This window comes from Fenollaria sporofastidiosus, from assembly GCF_943169635.2.
GTDB classification, from domain to species: Bacteria; Bacillota; Clostridia; order Tissierellales; family Peptoniphilaceae; genus Fenollaria; species Fenollaria sporofastidiosus.
In genome coordinates, this window is sequence record NZ_OW968186.1 from 77,818 (window position 1) to 92,375 (window position 14,558).

General features: G+C 31.1%; 15 protein-coding genes. 2 read left to right on the forward strand and 13 right to left on the reverse strand.

What is annotated here, in order from left to right; genetic code table 11:
• Positions 1–107: 107 nt before the first annotated feature.
• The 10 genes from KO172_RS08095 to KO172_RS00490 form a co-directional block, all read right to left on the reverse strand.
• Positions 108–368 carry a restriction endonuclease subunit S gene (locus tag KO172_RS08095; protein ID WP_084691357.1) on the reverse strand — a complete coding sequence of 87 codons (261 nt, stop codon included), beginning with the start codon at positions 366–368 and terminating at the stop codon, positions 108–110.
• Positions 353–2,392, reverse strand: coding sequence for an HsdM family class I SAM-dependent methyltransferase (locus tag KO172_RS00450; protein ID WP_019213886.1), 2,040 nt, complete (start codon positions 2,390–2,392; stop codon positions 353–355). The genes KO172_RS08095 and KO172_RS00450 overlap by 16 nt, the downstream gene beginning before the upstream one ends.
• 25 nt (positions 2,393–2,417) lie before the next feature.
• On the reverse strand, positions 2,418–3,029 hold the full coding sequence (locus tag KO172_RS00455) for a DUF8453 domain-containing protein (protein WP_019213887.1): 612 nt from the start codon (positions 3,027–3,029) through the stop codon (positions 2,418–2,420).
• 378 nt (positions 3,030–3,407) lie between these two features.
• Positions 3,408–3,821 carry a hypothetical protein gene (locus KO172_RS00460; protein ID WP_019213888.1) on the reverse strand — a complete coding sequence of 138 codons (414 nt, stop codon included), beginning with the start codon at positions 3,819–3,821 and terminating at the stop codon, positions 3,408–3,410.
• Positions 3,822–4,410: 589 nt separating this feature from the next.
• On the reverse strand, positions 4,411–4,542 hold the full coding sequence (locus tag KO172_RS00465) for a hypothetical protein (protein ID WP_019213889.1): 132 nt from the start codon (positions 4,540–4,542) through the stop codon (positions 4,411–4,413).
• 412 nt (positions 4,543–4,954) lie between these two features.
• On the reverse strand, positions 4,955–5,317 hold the full coding sequence (locus KO172_RS00470) for a plasmid mobilization protein (protein WP_215491653.1): 363 nt from the start codon (positions 5,315–5,317) through the stop codon (positions 4,955–4,957).
• Positions 5,318–5,682: 365 nt separating this feature from the next.
• A complete protein-coding gene (locus KO172_RS00475; RefSeq protein ID WP_019213891.1) occupies positions 5,683–7,092 on the reverse strand; it encodes a VapE domain-containing protein in 1,410 nt (469 codons plus the stop codon).
• A 269-nt stretch (positions 7,093–7,361) separates the two neighbouring features.
• Positions 7,362–7,730: a plasmid mobilization protein gene (locus KO172_RS00480; RefSeq protein ID WP_019213893.1), complete on the reverse strand. Its 369-nt coding sequence runs from the start codon at positions 7,728–7,730 to the stop codon at positions 7,362–7,364.
• The gene (locus KO172_RS00485; protein WP_019213894.1) at positions 7,723–8,844 is read right to left on the reverse strand and encodes a site-specific integrase; all 1,122 of its coding nucleotides are present in this window, start codon (positions 8,842–8,844) and stop codon (positions 7,723–7,725) included. The genes KO172_RS00480 and KO172_RS00485 overlap by 8 nt, the downstream gene beginning before the upstream one ends.
• 1 nt (position 8,845) lies before the next feature.
• On the reverse strand, positions 8,846–9,040 hold the full coding sequence (locus tag KO172_RS00490) for a hypothetical protein (RefSeq protein WP_019213895.1): 195 nt from the start codon (positions 9,038–9,040) through the stop codon (positions 8,846–8,848).
• 269 nt (positions 9,041–9,309) lie between these two features.
• Between KO172_RS00490 and KO172_RS00495 the strand changes: the two genes are divergently transcribed.
• Entirely contained in the window at positions 9,310–9,741 is a 432-nt protein-coding gene (locus tag KO172_RS00495) for a helix-turn-helix domain-containing protein (RefSeq protein ID WP_019213896.1), read from the forward strand.
• A 48-nt stretch (positions 9,742–9,789) separates the two neighbouring features.
• Here the strand turns inward: KO172_RS00495 and KO172_RS00500 are convergent, their stop codons facing one another.
• The 3 genes from KO172_RS00500 to guaA all read right to left on the reverse strand — a co-directional run bounded on the left by KO172_RS00500 (position 9,790) and on the right by guaA (position 12,346).
• A complete protein-coding gene (locus tag KO172_RS00500; RefSeq protein WP_019213897.1) occupies positions 9,790–10,230 on the reverse strand; it encodes a hypothetical protein in 441 nt (146 codons plus the stop codon).
• Entirely contained in the window at positions 10,223–10,429 is a 207-nt protein-coding gene (locus KO172_RS00505; protein ID WP_019213898.1) for a helix-turn-helix transcriptional regulator, read from the reverse strand. Before KO172_RS00505 ends, KO172_RS00500 begins: the two co-directional genes overlap by 8 nt.
• A gap of 381 nt (positions 10,430–10,810) precedes the next feature.
• Positions 10,811–12,346 carry a glutamine-hydrolyzing GMP synthase gene (gene guaA, locus KO172_RS00510; protein ID WP_215491654.1) on the reverse strand — a complete coding sequence of 512 codons (1,536 nt, stop codon included), beginning with the start codon at positions 12,344–12,346 and terminating at the stop codon, positions 10,811–10,813.
• 134 nt (positions 12,347–12,480) lie between these two features.
• On the opposite strand from guaA, the gene KO172_RS00515 reads away from it, so the two are divergent.
• Positions 12,481–14,550 carry a YcdB/YcdC domain-containing protein gene (locus KO172_RS00515; protein WP_215491655.1) on the forward strand — a complete coding sequence of 690 codons (2,070 nt, stop codon included), beginning with the start codon at positions 12,481–12,483 and terminating at the stop codon, positions 14,548–14,550.
• Positions 14,551–14,558: the final 8 nt, after the last annotated feature.

Consider the following 14,558-nt stretch of genomic DNA (forward strand, 5'->3'; position numbering starts at 1 on the left):
TCATTCATAAGTAGTAAATTAGTAGTAAATTGAGTGGTTTTGACCTTGATAAAGTGTGATAAGTCCAGTTTTTATGCGGATAACTAGATTTTTATGCTATTTTTAAATTAAAAAAAGTCCATTTGTAACAATCCCAAGCTCCAATTACCAGCTAAATTGATATTCTCTTCATTTATAAATCCTGTCGTTTGTAATACTCCCTGATTGTAGGATGTTCTTGTTATATAATCATATTCTTTACCATCTACTAATTTATCAGAATTAAAGCTTGATGTTTTTTCAATATTAAATAAGTCTCCAACTCTAAATTCGCCCCACTCAACATTTTGGAGTTTCTCGTTTAGTGAGGCATCTATTTTTTTAAGAATGGAGCCTCACTTTCATTTTTCATAACAGCTGATACTTCCCAAACCAGAAAGTCTGCTACTGTTTTTTTAAAATCATCAAGTGTAGGCCTTTTATCAATTGGTGCTGATTGATTCCAATCCGCTCCATTTTCTGGGTCAATGTTGCTTTCGTAGTATTCATCTTCAGTAAAAATATTTAATTTTGACTTGCCAAACCTAACTAGGTCTACCACTTCTTGGTATCTTTCCTTTGCTCTATCAGTATCTCTTAGGTTGTTTGATGCTTTTTTCCTGTTGCTCCTTGTATATCCGTCATTAGAAAAATCAATAAACCTTACTATATCATCTTTTTGATGACCTTCTCCAACCCTAAACACATAGACATTGGTCTGTACACTTGATTTTCCCATAAACAAATCAATAGGCATCCTTATACTTGCTATTAGTGTATTGTTTTCTAATATTTTTTTGTTGTATTCTTTAGCCTTTCCACTTCCAGCAGAACTTTGAATAATAATTGCAGCATATCCCTTATTCATCATAGACAAGGCCTTTTTTACAAAAATCATTCCACAACCATCAGCTGAATAAGGTGGATTTAATACAAAAGCTGTAGCGGGAAAGTCTTCATCAGCCTTGCCAAAGCCATACCTCCCATCAAAATCTATAAGAGAGTCTTGGTTTATGATATTGGATGAACCGTCACCCATAAGAATCATATTAAGTATTGCAAGCATATAAATATTTGGCAAAATTTCTATACCCAACAATTGTTCTGCCTTGATTTGTAGGATTTTTCTCTCTAATTCTAGGGGCGATTTTATTTTGTTTTTAGCATCAATCATCATTTCGTTCATTGCTGCTACTAATAGGCCTGCTGAACCAGTTGCAAAATCCCATACATAAGAATCTTTGTCAACTCTTGCAAGTTTAACAAGCAGGTGTGCAACATAGGATGGGGTAAGAACAACATCATTTAATTTATCTTGGCTAAAACCAAGCCAAGAATACATTTCATTGAATAACTTTCCTGTAAAATCAGTTGTTAATCCAATTTTGTAATAAATTCCTAAGTCATCTACAATTTTACAAAAAATTCTCTTTAATTGACTTTCTCCATTATATGGTTTATTTATATTTTCTGATAATAAAGTGTTTTTTAGTGTTCTTACAATAAGATTTTGTTTTTTCTCTGTTAAGTTTTTATTTTTAAGGAAGGCTTCTATTTTTCTTACGATAATTTCGCCATCTGTATCTCCTTCTTCAGTAGATGATTTAAGGTCTGATTTTTCTAGTGGTCTAACTTTTCCAGCTATGCCCAGTGTTGCCATAATAGAGGCAGAAACTAGATAAACCCTATCATTTTCACTTAAGCCCTTTTCTTCTTTATAGATATCATTGTTAAGCTTTGTAAGAGATGTCTCAATTTCTTTTTCTCTTTTCTCTCTTAATTTATCTAATTCATCATTAGATAAATTAAGTTCATTAATCTTTTTTATAAAATCATTAAAGTTATCTTTATTAAGGAAAGATAAATCTGTGTAATCATCAACTTTTTGACCTATGCCTAAATTATTTTTAGATACATAATATACCCCTATAGAATGTTCTATTGAACCATCTAATCTCTTGAAGCCAGTAACACCTATAGAAATTACATCTGTATAAGAAGTATAGTGTAGTATTGCATTTGCATAATGAATAGCTCCGTTAACTGCATAAGAATTAATATTTTTATAGTTTGGTTCATTTTTGCTAGTTGTGTTATCTACATTTCCATCTTTATTTAGTTTAACTAATTTATCCTTATATCCCTTGTATTCAATCAAAATAGGATAATAATTTAAGGCTTCATCTTGCAATAATAATTTAGCATCTGGTCTATTTCCTCCAGCTCCTCCACTTTTAGATGCATACTCATTTAATGCTTTATCTATTTCATCATTCAAACTTTCCTGTTCTAGTTTATAGTCTAAACCGTAACTCTTCAACCAACCATTTACTAAATCAGCTATGTTAGGTTCAATGGATTGTAACTTCGCCATATTAATACCTCCAGTTTTACTTTTATTAATGATATTCTTTTTCAATAATTTTTTTAATGTTTACACCTAAATTGTTAATAGAGCAACTTATTGATTTTAATTGATCATTTTGTTTTTTAAGTGCACTTACTATATCATCTTCAATTGAATTTACAGTATATATAGTCATATAATTTTGCACATCTATACTAAAACTATTGTTATAAACTTTACCATTTGAGCAATAAGTTATTTCACCTTTGGCAGGCTCTTTATGTTCTTTCTTTATATAATTATTAGCTCCAAAAAATAATAAATAGCTTTGGTGTGTTCCTAAAATGCATATTTTCCCTTTTTCTTTTTGTAAAAGATTTTTAAAGTCTGGTTCTAATCCATTGATAAATTCATCTGATATATTTATACTAATGTTATTGGCAATTCTATTACCATTATTTGTGAATTTTAACCCGAAAAATATCTTATTTATCAACACAAATTCAACATCAATATATGGTCTAGTATTCTCTTCAAACTGAACTTTCATCTCTTTAACTTGTCTCATAGATGCCTTTGCCGATTTTAAATTAGCTACGCATATAATTATAGAAGCAACAACGTTTATTAAAGTGAGAAAGAACATTGCCCACTCTACTGACATTTGCTCAACTCCTTTATTTTAAAATAAATCAAAACTTGATTTTTATATTACTATTATAAATATATTTATTTCATTATATCACATTTAGCTTTATATTGTTATTAATAATTTTCTATGCACTTCGCATTATCCTTAAATTTAATTTGTAAAGTTCTATAAATGTAAGATGTACACATCAAGAAATGTATATTTTACACTTCTTGATGATTACTATATCACAGATAGTATTTTATTTTATTTAACGTAGATATAGCCTCTATATTATTTTTGAGCCTTTCTGATGGAGTTAGTTTTTCAACTAGAACCTCATTCGTGATTTGAAAGTTTTTTAAGTTTTGATCAACAAAAAAAGAAGCCTTTTAGCTTCTTTCTCCAAATCTATTCTTCTATTATTTCCTTTATTAGCATCTCTCTCAGTGCTGACATCATCACTGGATATTGAGGACTGTCCTCGCTCTCTATCTTCCACGCTTTCATCATTCTCGGCTTTTCCGTCTTGATGAAGTTCTCTGCTCTCACTTGCGTCTCTTTCAAGTGGTCTATCAAGGTCTTGTCCCAATATAGTTCTTGAAGTTTCATCCAGTTCTCGTCCGTTTGTTCCAGTGACAGATAATCCAGCCTCATTATCGCCCAATTCACTCCATGATTTTTTTGGAATTCCTCGTCCGCTAGTAGCTCGTCCTCCACTATCTCGTTCATCTTGTACGCTATCTCCTCCGTGTCCTCGCATTGATCGAACGGACTCTCTATCCCAATCTCCTCGTATTCTTTCAGACTCTCCTCGAAGCTCATTTTCTATACCTCCTATATCTTCTCTTTTACTTTAGTGCTATTGTACAATATATTATTAACATTTGTCAAGCCTTTTCTTCTTTTTTCTTATTAAGCAAAATAAAAAAGGAACTATAAATAATTATAGCTCCTCTATATGATTTTTAACATGTTTCCGAAGATACCTCCATCTCCCACGCTAGGGTCTACAGATAAATCTAAACTGTAATGTTTTTCGCTATCTCGGGTATTTCCGACGCTCCCGGTTAAGCTAAAGGATAAAACATTAACCCCCAATTCTCTTTTAATTGTAAGTATATTATAGCACATCTAAGATAGTCTTTCAACTACAAACAAACAAATAAAATTGTGTTTCACATAAACTAAACACTTCTAATGCAAAAATCAAAAAGGAGTAATGCTGATTCATCACTCCTTAGTCAATTTTATTGGCTTTTTAGCAATACAACCTCACTAGCCCTTGAGTCCACCGATAAATTGTAACGGTGATGTTTTTAGCTATCTCGGGTATTTCCGACGCTCCTGGTTAAGCTAAAGGATAAACATTAACCCCCAATCCTCTGTTAATTGTGAATATATTATAGCACATTTAGCTTAATCTTTCAAATTCTTTTTCAAGTTCTTTAGCTTGTAACTTAAGCTCTTTAATTTTTTCAGCCGAATCCTCTTTTTTCTTATTTTCTTTCTCAATTTTGTCAAGAATTCTCTCTAATTTATTCATAACATACCTCCTTTTTACTCATTTTAATTTTAAGCTATCTAAAACGCTCATATCTCGATTTTATATACTTAGCCTGCTAAGTATATGGAAAGACTCTTAAAAGCCGTGCTACGCTTAAAATATGATTAAAAATAGAGTGAGCATAAAACTTGCTTTATAATTTAAAACCAAGCTTTTCTTTTCCCATTCTTAAATATTTTCTTCTTAATCCCAAGCAGTTTCGATGGATATTTTTCTATCACTTCTGCAAAATTTATTGAACCGTAAATTTCTCCATAATTCATTGCTTCTAATATATCATCTTTATTTTCTTTAACTTTAAAAAATCATAGGCTGATACTTTTAATTGCATAGGTAAAGTTTTTATTTCTATATTTAAACTTACCACCTCTTTTTATATTACATTATAAATTTATTTACTATTACCTTCAAATTTCTTAGGGTTTTTTAATAACTGTGAATACAATTTATATAAATTCTTTGATAAATTATTCAAATCTTCTTGCATCTTTTTTACATCATTTTTATAAATAACTGCGTTTGTATTTGCAACTTTTGCAATCTGATTTATATTATTCCCCACTTTAGAAATTTCCCATTGCAAATCTCTAAACGGATTAAGATCAACTACATTAATTTCTTTTTCTAAAACACATTCTCTTATAAAATGGCTCATAGTTTTGCACTTAGCTTTTCTCATTTTCTCTTCAAAAAGGTCTCGCTCTTTTTCTGTCAATCTGATTTCTAATCGTTCATTTCTAACTCTGTTTTTCATAAAATTCTCCTTTCACTACCTACTTAATTGGGGTCTTAGGGCTCTCCCTAACATGCATAAAATTATTAAAAAATAAACATAGTTTGAAAGTTTTTTAATCAAATTTTTCGCAAGTGTACGGACACTTGCTGTGCTTGCTACTAACATATTTACAATAAACACCAATAAATTGTTCAACAGAAAATGTAATTGTAATTGTAATTTGCAAAATTAAAACTATTAAAATCTGATAAATTATTTTTTACCTATTAAGATGTTTATATTATCTAGCTTTTATTTTTATTAATTCTATTTGAAAAGTTTTTAAAGTACAATTACAAATTACAAAATTACAATTTACTTAAATTTAAATCTCCTATTATTTTTTAATTATCTTTTTTCCATTCTTCAGGTATGCTTTTTTTATCTATTTCTATAAAATCAAAATTAGAATTTATTTTCTTTTCATAATACATAGTTACAGGGATTGATACACCACTTGGCGATATTCTTTTAGTTTTAGATAGACGAATCGGATTCCATTCTGGAAAATAGTTATACATGATTTCTGAAAATGATTTTGACTTAATTTGATATCCTTGCATAAGTAATTCCTTAAAACATGTAATGTTTGGTTCTACACTACTTCTTTTATATTCTTCTAAGAAAGATCGAATTTCTTCTACATCTGGATTCAGGTATTTAAATTTTTCTTGTTCTTCTTTTAAGTCTTTTAAAAAATCATCTGGCAAAGTCCATGAGTGAGATTTGTTTTTATATATTTCATACCCTAACGCAAATGCCTGGCTAAAATCTTTTTTTATTGTATTGAGATAATCTTCTTCGGACGCTCCTCCTAGAAAATCTTTATCTAAATAAATTGGTTTTAATCGTTTATCTTTGTTGCATGCAACTGGAAGATATCTCCTCTCGCCTGTATGATCATTAAGAAAAGTTATTTCATTTAATGTGCCTATAAATATACAAGTTCTTGGAACATCTTTTGAAAATTTTTCATAAGGGATTCTAATTCTATCATTTAGTTTTGATAAAAAAGATTTCGCCTCATTAGCAGATTTTGCATTTCTTAATGCAACAAATTCTTCGATTTCTACAACTGTTTTGCCCATCATATTCATTATAGAATCTTTTCCTTGTATTGTATCTAAAGTGCAAAACCAATCGTCTTTTAGAGCAAGGTATCTTGCGAATGTAGATTTGCCTATACCTTGTCCACCTACAAGTACCATCATTTCATCAAACTTAGATCCTGGTTCAAATATTCTTTTTATTATACCTAAAATCATATGTTCCATAATCCAGTTATTTAAGTCTGTATCCTCCGACCCTAAATAAGTTGGCAGCAATTTTCTTATGGCGTTTTTATCTCCATTCCAAACAAGACTTTCAATATACTGTACTGGTGGACTAATTTCATTCTTATTAGCAACGTATTTAACTGCCTCTAACATTTTATTAGAATTGTAATTTATTCCAAACTGTTTTTCTATTTCAATGCCTAGCCTATTATTTAATGAATCATCCCAAAGACGAATTTCATTTGGTTTAATATTTTTTTCACCTATAATTTTTCCTTGGAATTTAATCTCCTTTGTAAAGCTATCACGAAAAATTTTGCCTTCAATTATGTTGTTTTCAATACAGTATTTAGGATTTAAAATCGTTGTTATAACATTATTTACATTTTGATTTACAGTGCCATTTCCATTAATCTTAAGGTCTGAATTTAAATATGTTTTATCAGCTTCAGGAAATATTAAATTGCTATAACTCATGATAAAACCTCCACTTTTTAAATAACCTATAATTAGAGCATTCGCAAGGAGTATATTTCATAAATTTTATAGTATTCTTAATAACATTTTTAAAACACTTAATATAATTTACATCATCTTTTTTACAAGTTACTTTCCTTTTCTTTTTTTTCATTTCCACCAGCAAATATTTACACTTATTTAACATTTTTTTACCTCCTAGCTTGTATAAATATAGCTCCTGTGGTATAATGAGCTTGCTACAGAACACTTCACAGGAGTGTGGGCCTTTACTCGCTATAGTAAAGGCTCTTTTCTTTTTTAAGTTGTTCATAAATTTCTAATACATATAATAAAATGTCGCTATCTTCTCCATCTAATTTCCCATACTTTTTGATAACTTTTGCTAATTGAAATATTTCTTTAGATATGCTATCAGCAAGTCTATAGTCAGGCACAATATTAATCATGGTATTAGATAGCATACTGATAAAATAATCTTGTTTTTTAAGCCCACTAAGTTCAATTTTTTTACATATTACATCATATTCTTCTTCTGAAACTCTAAAATTTAAAATCTTATTTCTTTTTCTGTTTATATTAGGCTCTTTTTCTTTCTTTTTAGCTTTTAAATTTTGCATATACTTATTTCTAAACATAGGTATCATCCTCCAATAATTCATTCCAGTTATTTTGTGTCTTCTCTCTAAGATGTGTTAAAGAAATAGCCATTTCTTTTTGTTTGCTTGGGAATAAATGTGCATATCGGTAAGTTATATCGATTGATTCATGCCCAACTCTATTTGCTATTGCCGTTGCAGAAAAACCAAGCTCTATCAATAATGATACATGAGAGTGCCTCAAATCGTGTATTCTAATCCTTTTCACGTCTGCTTTTTTTGAACCTCTATCCATTTCATGGTGCAAAAAACTTCTTGAAAAGTTAAATATCAAATCTTTGGGTTTTAATTTGTAAAACCCTTTCAAGTAAGATTTAATTTCATCCGATAAAAAATCCGGCATAACAATTGTTCTTATGCTTTTCTTAGTCTTAGGTTCTGTAATAATATTCTGTCCATCAATTCTTTGCAAAGACTCATTAATTGTTAAAGAGTTTGTGTCGAAATCAAATTTTTCTTCTGTTAAAGCTAAAAGTTCCCCTAATCTTAGTCCACACCAATACAATATCTCAAAAGCCACAAATGATTCTGGTTTATCTTTAATCACATTAGCAAATAATTCATACTCATCCTGTGTCCAAAAAAGCATTTCTCCTGAATCTTTTTCTCCTATTGATCCTACATCTCTAGCAACATTAGTTTTTAAGTTATAGTATCTGCAAGCATGATTTAGTATACTACTAAATTGAGCATGAATTGTTCTAAGATAAGTATTAGAATATTTATTACCTCTGTCATCTTTAATTTTCATTAACTCATTTTGCCACTGTATAATTGTTACTTTATTTATATCTTTCATTGATAAATTTGCAAAATATGGCATTATTTTATTATCTACAATGTATTCCTTAGTTCGCCATGTATTTTCTTTAACACGTGGCTTTTTATCTCTTTTATATAGCTCGAAAAACTCTCTAAATGTCATATCAATAGAATCAGCGTACTGATTTAAGAATTCTTTTTCCCAATTATTAGCTTCTTTTTTTGTTTTAAACCCCCTTTTTTTCTTTACTAGTTTTTCGCCCCTCCAATTTGTGTAATTAAATTTGCAAAACCAAGTTTTGTTTCCGCTTTCATCTCTAAACGCTGGCATTTTATGCCTCCTTTACTTCTTTAGATCCATAACAATATTTTTCCATAAAATATCTTCTATTAACTTTTCCTCTTTGTACTCTATATCCTAGTTCTATAAGATCTCGATTCATATCATTAATAATTTGATATGCTGTTGTTCTACTAATATCTAGGAATTCTTGTACTTCTTTTGCATTCATAAAAATACTGTTCATATAGTCCTCCTTTCAATTTTATTGTAAGATTCTACATTCCTAAGATAATTAGGACGAGCACTAATTTAAATAACTTACTTTTTTAGTTCATATTCGAACTGTTTAAATATATTATATCAGTTCTTTTATGTTCTGTCAATAGTATTTTTTAAATAATTATTAGAAAATATTATTCATATTTCAAATAATATTATTAGAACATTTTTGTTGCTATTTTATTTTTATTATGATAAAATATATTTATAAAATATAATTTGGGTGGTGTAATTATGATTTCTGGAAAAAAATTAAAAAAACTTAGACTATTACGGGGTTTAACACAAAATCAATTAGCCATTAAATCTGGCATAACCGATGCAGCAATAAGAAACTATGAGTTAGGGAATAGATCTCCTAACAAAGAACAACTAAGAAAAGTTGCAGAAGCTCTTAATTGTGATATATCAGCATTAATTGACCACGAAGCTAACTCGCCTTTTGAAATAATGCAAATAATTTTTGACTATGAAAATGACATGAAATTTAGGCCTATAACAGGAGGCGGAGAAACAACAAGTCTGTTATCCAATGATATTGATTTTAATAATTTTCTAATAGAATGGGATGAAATGAGGAAAAAACATTATAATGATGAAATAACAGATGAAGAGTTTGAAGAATGGAAATTATCATATCCAAAAAAATCAAGATTTTTAAAATAAAAATATGTACGCAAAAAGACCGCAGCTTGAAGCTACGGTCTAATTTTTTTACATTTCTTTTTCAAATTTAGAATGCCAAAATACTGCATATATTTGTATAGAAAGATAGATTGCAACTAGTATTATTATTTGTAACTCATCAACACCCATCAATGAAAACATAATAAGCATGGCTGCAAAGAGATAGGTCATTAAGTCGTAGGCCTTTGCCTTTGATTTTTCTGCAATCAATACGTTTCTTTCGTCCTTCTTATCAATTTCAAGCTGTCTTATTAACTCTTTGTTATTTTTTGTAGAGAAATATTTAATTATATTTCCCATGAAATGTCCGAAAACTCCACATCCAATACCGATAAATAAATACGGAATAGCGAGGACTGTCTTATTTACACTATCGATGCTTTTGTGAAGATAGAATCCCGTTAAAACCAGTGCTACTCCAAAAAATACTAAAATCCAATCTTTTAAGATGCTTTTGTTTCTATTCATTTTCTTCCTCCTCATAAATAAAAATATCTTCAATTGTCAATTTAAAAAATTTAGCAATTTTAAAAGCTAAAATAATTGAAGGATTATACCTTCCATTCTCTAGAGAACCGATGGTCTGCCTTGACACTTCAAGGATATTTGCCAGTTCTTCTTGAGTAATTCCTTGACTTTTTCTAATTTCTTCAAGTCTATTTTTCACATTTAATTACCTCCCATCAAATGACAAGTTAACTTTACATATATTATAATTCTTTTTAGAGTAAATGTCAAGTAAACTTTCCATTTTTTGTGATGATAAATTTTATTTATGGTGTTGGTTTAATATAAATTTTTGATATTTTGTTTAGTCTTATTTCTGGTCTTTTTCTTGCCATAAAAATTCCTCCTGATTATGATTATCTAATCAGGAGGAGTTTATATACACAAACTAATTCAAAGTCTCAATTTTTTGTCCAAATGTAAACCACTTGGAACTATTATTCAATTTATTCTTTTTTACTTCCAGTACCATTTGAGTACCAGTAGCCATTTTTCATTCTCTATATAGCTTGTAATCAAGCCATTTTAGAAAATTTTGCGATTACTCCCACTCGATTGTTCCTGGTGGCTTCGATGTTATATCATACACCACTCTATTAATTCCTTTTACCTCATTTATGATTCTATTTGAAATTTTTGCAAGTATATCCATATCTATAGGGTAGAATTCTGCTGTCATGCCGTCGGTGCTTGTTACTGCTCTTAGGGCGCATACGTAGTCGTATGTTCTTTCGTCGCCCATAACGCCTACTGTTTTTATGTCTGGTAGCGCTGCAAAGGCTTGCCAAATCTTTCTATATAGGCCGTTTTTCTTTAGCTCGTCTATATAGATGGCGTCTGCTTCACGAAGTATGTTTAGTTTTGCCTCTGTAATCTCGCCTATAACTCTGATGGCAAGGCCTGGTCCTGGGAATGGATGTCTATAGATAAGGTCTTCATCTAGTCCAAGTTCAAGTCCTATGGCTCTTACTTCGTCTTTGAATAACTCTCTTAGTGGCTCTATAAGTCCTTCGAAACCTATGTCATCTGGAAGTCCGCCAACGTTGTGGTGACTTTTGATGACTGCTGAACCGTTTGTGCCTGATTCAACTACGTCTGGATATATGGTTCCTTGTACAAGGTAGTCAATCTTACCAAGCTTCTTTGCTTCTTCTTCGAAGACTCTGATAAACTCCTCGCCTATGATTTTTCTCTTCTTTTCTGGTTCGGATACTCCAGCTAATTTGTCTAGGTATCTCTTTTGTGCGTTCACTCTTATGAAGTTGATCTTGAATCTGTTCTTAAATATCTCTTCAACTTGATCGCCTTCATCTTTTCTAAGTAGACCGTGGTCAACGAAGATACATGTTAGCTTGTCACCTATCGCCTTGTGCATAAGTACTGCGGCTACTGATGAGTCAACTCCTCCTGATAGTGCAAGTAGTGCCTTCTTGTCTCCAACTTTTTCTCTAATCTCTTTAACTTTATTTTCAATGAAATTTTCGCTCGTCCAGTCGCCCTTAAGACCTGCTATGTCATAAAGGAAGTTTCTTATCATCTTGTCGCCGTCGATGGAGTGCTTTACTTCTGGGTGGAATTGCACTGCGTATATCTTTTTTTCTTCGTTTTCCATCGCTGCGATAGGACAGTTGTCTGTCGATGCTATGCACTTAAAACCTTCTGGTAATTTGGATATGTAGTCTGTGTGACTCATCCAAACTTGACCGCTCTCTACACCCTTAAACAGCTTTGACTCTTCATAGTGGCAGATGGTCTTGCCGTACTCTCTGTTCTTCTCTGAACCCTTCTTTACCTCTCCACCTAGTAGGTGTGCTGTTAATTGAGCCCCATAACATATACCTAAGATAGGTATGCCTAGTTCGAATATCTCCTTCGATATTGATGGTGAGTCATCTAGGTAGGCTGAGTTCGGTCCGCCTGTAAAGATTATTGCCTTAGGCTTCATTGCTTTTATCTCTTCAACGCTCTTAGTGTAAGGAATTATCTCTGAGTAGATATTGTTCTCTCTAACACGTCTTGCGATTAATTGCTTGTATTGTCCTCCGAAATCTATTACTAAGACTAAATCGTGTTTCATTTAATCACCTCTTTCAATAATTATATCACAAGTTTATTTTTAAAGCTATAAGTTTATCAAATAAGTTACAATTTTATCGATATTGTTATATAACTATAGTAAAGTGGTATAATATATACAAAGGAGATGATATTATGCTTAAAAGATTAAATGTACTTGTTTGTGCTATCATCATTATGGCTATAGTGGTATCGGCTATGCCAGGGCGTGCGCTTGCACAAGCAAAGACTAGTGATGCAGCTTCTGATAAGGCTGTAGAGAAATTAGTTTTAAAAGCAAAAGAGGTATTTAATATCAAAGACGTCTACGACAATTTCGAGGTCAATAGTTCGACTGACAACGAATACGGCACTATATACAACTTGTCATGGACTAAGAAGGACGGCTCGAGTGATGTTAATGTCAGCATATCAAAGGATATGCACATCACTAATTACAACATTTACGATAACAAAAAGTATGAGACGCTTAAACCAAATTATTCATATGATGCTTTGAAGAAATATGCTCTTGATATGATCAAAAAGATTGACCCAGTAAATGCTAAGAGCCTTAAGCTAAACGAAAACTCTTATCGAAACATCGACAGTGACAACGCATACAATTTTAACTTCGATAGATATGTAAATGGTAAACATGTTTTAGGTGACGTCGCAAGCATCACAATCAGCTATCTTGACAAGAGCATACAAATGTACTCACTAAACTATAACCATGGTTTTGACTTTTCAAAGACTGATGAGTTCGACTCTCTTAAGAGCAATTTAACTATGGACGAGGCTATCAAGATCTACAAGGACAATGAATATCTAAAGCCTATGATTAAGTTTGTGATCAATGAAAAGAAGGAACCAAGGCTTACTTTTAAGACTATATATAGCAACGAGTTAAATGCAAACTACTATGTTAATTCGACTACTAAGAAATATGAGCGCTACAACTACCCTATCTTTTTAAATAATTATATGAAGAAGGACGCTGCTGCTACAGAAGAGGCTATGGATGGTCTTAGCGAGTACGAAGTTAAAGGCATTGACAAGATTAAGGGCATCAAGTCTAAGGACGAAGCTGTTAAAAAGGCAAAAACTTTTGTGAAGGACGCTAGCAAAGCAAAGGTGACTTTATCAACTTTAAATCAAGACTACATCTCTAAGGACTACGTCTACAACATCAATATGGAAAGTGGCAAAGATGAGAAAAAGACTTTCTATAACATTTCTTTAGATGCAAAGGACTTAACTCTTCTAAGGTACAATGTTTATAGTAACTTTGACAAAAGCGATAGCAATAAAAAAGATTTAAGTCCTGACGAATTAAAGAAGATTGCTATGGACTATATCAAGAAGAATGCAAGTGACATAGCTGACAAGAGCCTAGAACTAATAAACACTGAGAATAACTCTGTATACTTTGTAAGAGTGATCGATGGCTACTACGTTCCTGAAAATTTCATTAACATAGATATATCAAAGGATACTAAAGAAGTTAATTCTTATTCTAGAACTTGGTACAGAAAAGCACTTAATTATGATAAGGCAAAGATATCTACAGATGAAGCATATGATCTAGTGAAAAAGGAAATTGATTACGAAGAAGTTTATCAATATATAAGGGATAATTCTGATCCAGCTAAGTCAAAAGTAGTAATGAGCTACATTCCAAAGAGTGCTAGAATCGAGATTGACGCAATAAGTGGCAAGCTTGCTAAAAATTCTAATGAATTTAGAAACTACTCTGACCTTGAAAAGTCTAAGTATAAAGACAAGGCTACTCTACTTAAGCAAATGGGCTACAGCTACCTTGAAAATGAAATTATGCCAGAGAAAAACTTGAAGCAAAAAGATTTCGTAAGCTTCATGTATAGATATGGCTCTAAAGATATTGACAAAGATGACGCAATAGACGATGCTTATCAAAGAGCTATAAGAAATGGCATCATAAAAGAAAATGAAGTGAATAAAGAAAAAGAATTAAGCACAATTGACCTAGCTAAGTACATGGTAAGACTAAAAGACATGGAAGAGCTTGTAGGAAAGGATATATTTAAGCCAGTGAATGCAAAGGCTAAACTAACAAACGAAGAAAATTCTTATCTAAGCCTTGCAAAGGCACTTGGCTATATAAATTATGACACAGTTGACAAGAACGCAAAGATTAATAGAGATGAGTTTATAAACATAGCTTATAACTACGTATTCAAGTAAATATACGC

Bases quoted from the DNA above. Each gene is read 5' to 3' on its own strand.
- KO172_RS00450 (WP_019213886.1), bottom strand. From the start codon at position 2,392: ATGGCGAAGTTACAATCCATTGAACCTAACATAGCTGATTTAGTAAAT.
- KO172_RS00455 (WP_019213887.1), bottom strand. From the start codon at position 3,029: ATGTCAGTAGAGTGGGCAATGTTCTTTCTCACTTTAATAAACGTTGTT.
- KO172_RS00460 (WP_019213888.1), bottom strand. From the start codon at position 3,821: ATGAGCTTCGAGGAGAGTCTGAAAGAATACGAGGAGATTGGGATAGAG.
- KO172_RS00465 (WP_019213889.1), bottom strand. From the start codon at position 4,542: ATGAATAAATTAGAGAGAATTCTTGACAAAATTGAGAAAGAAAATAAG.
- KO172_RS00470 (WP_215491653.1), bottom strand. From the start codon at position 5,317: ATGAAAAACAGAGTTAGAAATGAACGATTAGAAATCAGATTGACAGAA.
- KO172_RS00475 (WP_019213891.1), bottom strand. From the start codon at position 7,092: ATGAGTTATAGCAATTTAATATTTCCTGAAGCTGATAAAACATATTTA.
- KO172_RS00480 (WP_019213893.1), bottom strand. From the start codon at position 7,730: ATGTTTAGAAATAAGTATATGCAAAATTTAAAAGCTAAAAAGAAAGAA.
- KO172_RS00485 (WP_019213894.1), bottom strand. From the start codon at position 8,844: ATGCCAGCGTTTAGAGATGAAAGCGGAAACAAAACTTGGTTTTGCAAA.
- KO172_RS00490 (WP_019213895.1), bottom strand. From the start codon at position 9,040: ATGAACAGTATTTTTATGAATGCAAAAGAAGTACAAGAATTCCTAGAT.
- KO172_RS00495 (WP_019213896.1), top strand. From the start codon at position 9,310: ATGATTTCTGGAAAAAAATTAAAAAAACTTAGACTATTACGGGGTTTA.
- KO172_RS00500 (WP_019213897.1), bottom strand. From the start codon at position 10,230: ATGAATAGAAACAAAAGCATCTTAAAAGATTGGATTTTAGTATTTTTT.
- guaA (WP_215491654.1), bottom strand. From the start codon at position 12,346: ATGAAACACGATTTAGTCTTAGTAATAGATTTCGGAGGACAATACAAG.
- KO172_RS00515 (WP_215491655.1), top strand. From the start codon at position 12,481: ATGCTTAAAAGATTAAATGTACTTGTTTGTGCTATCATCATTATGGCT.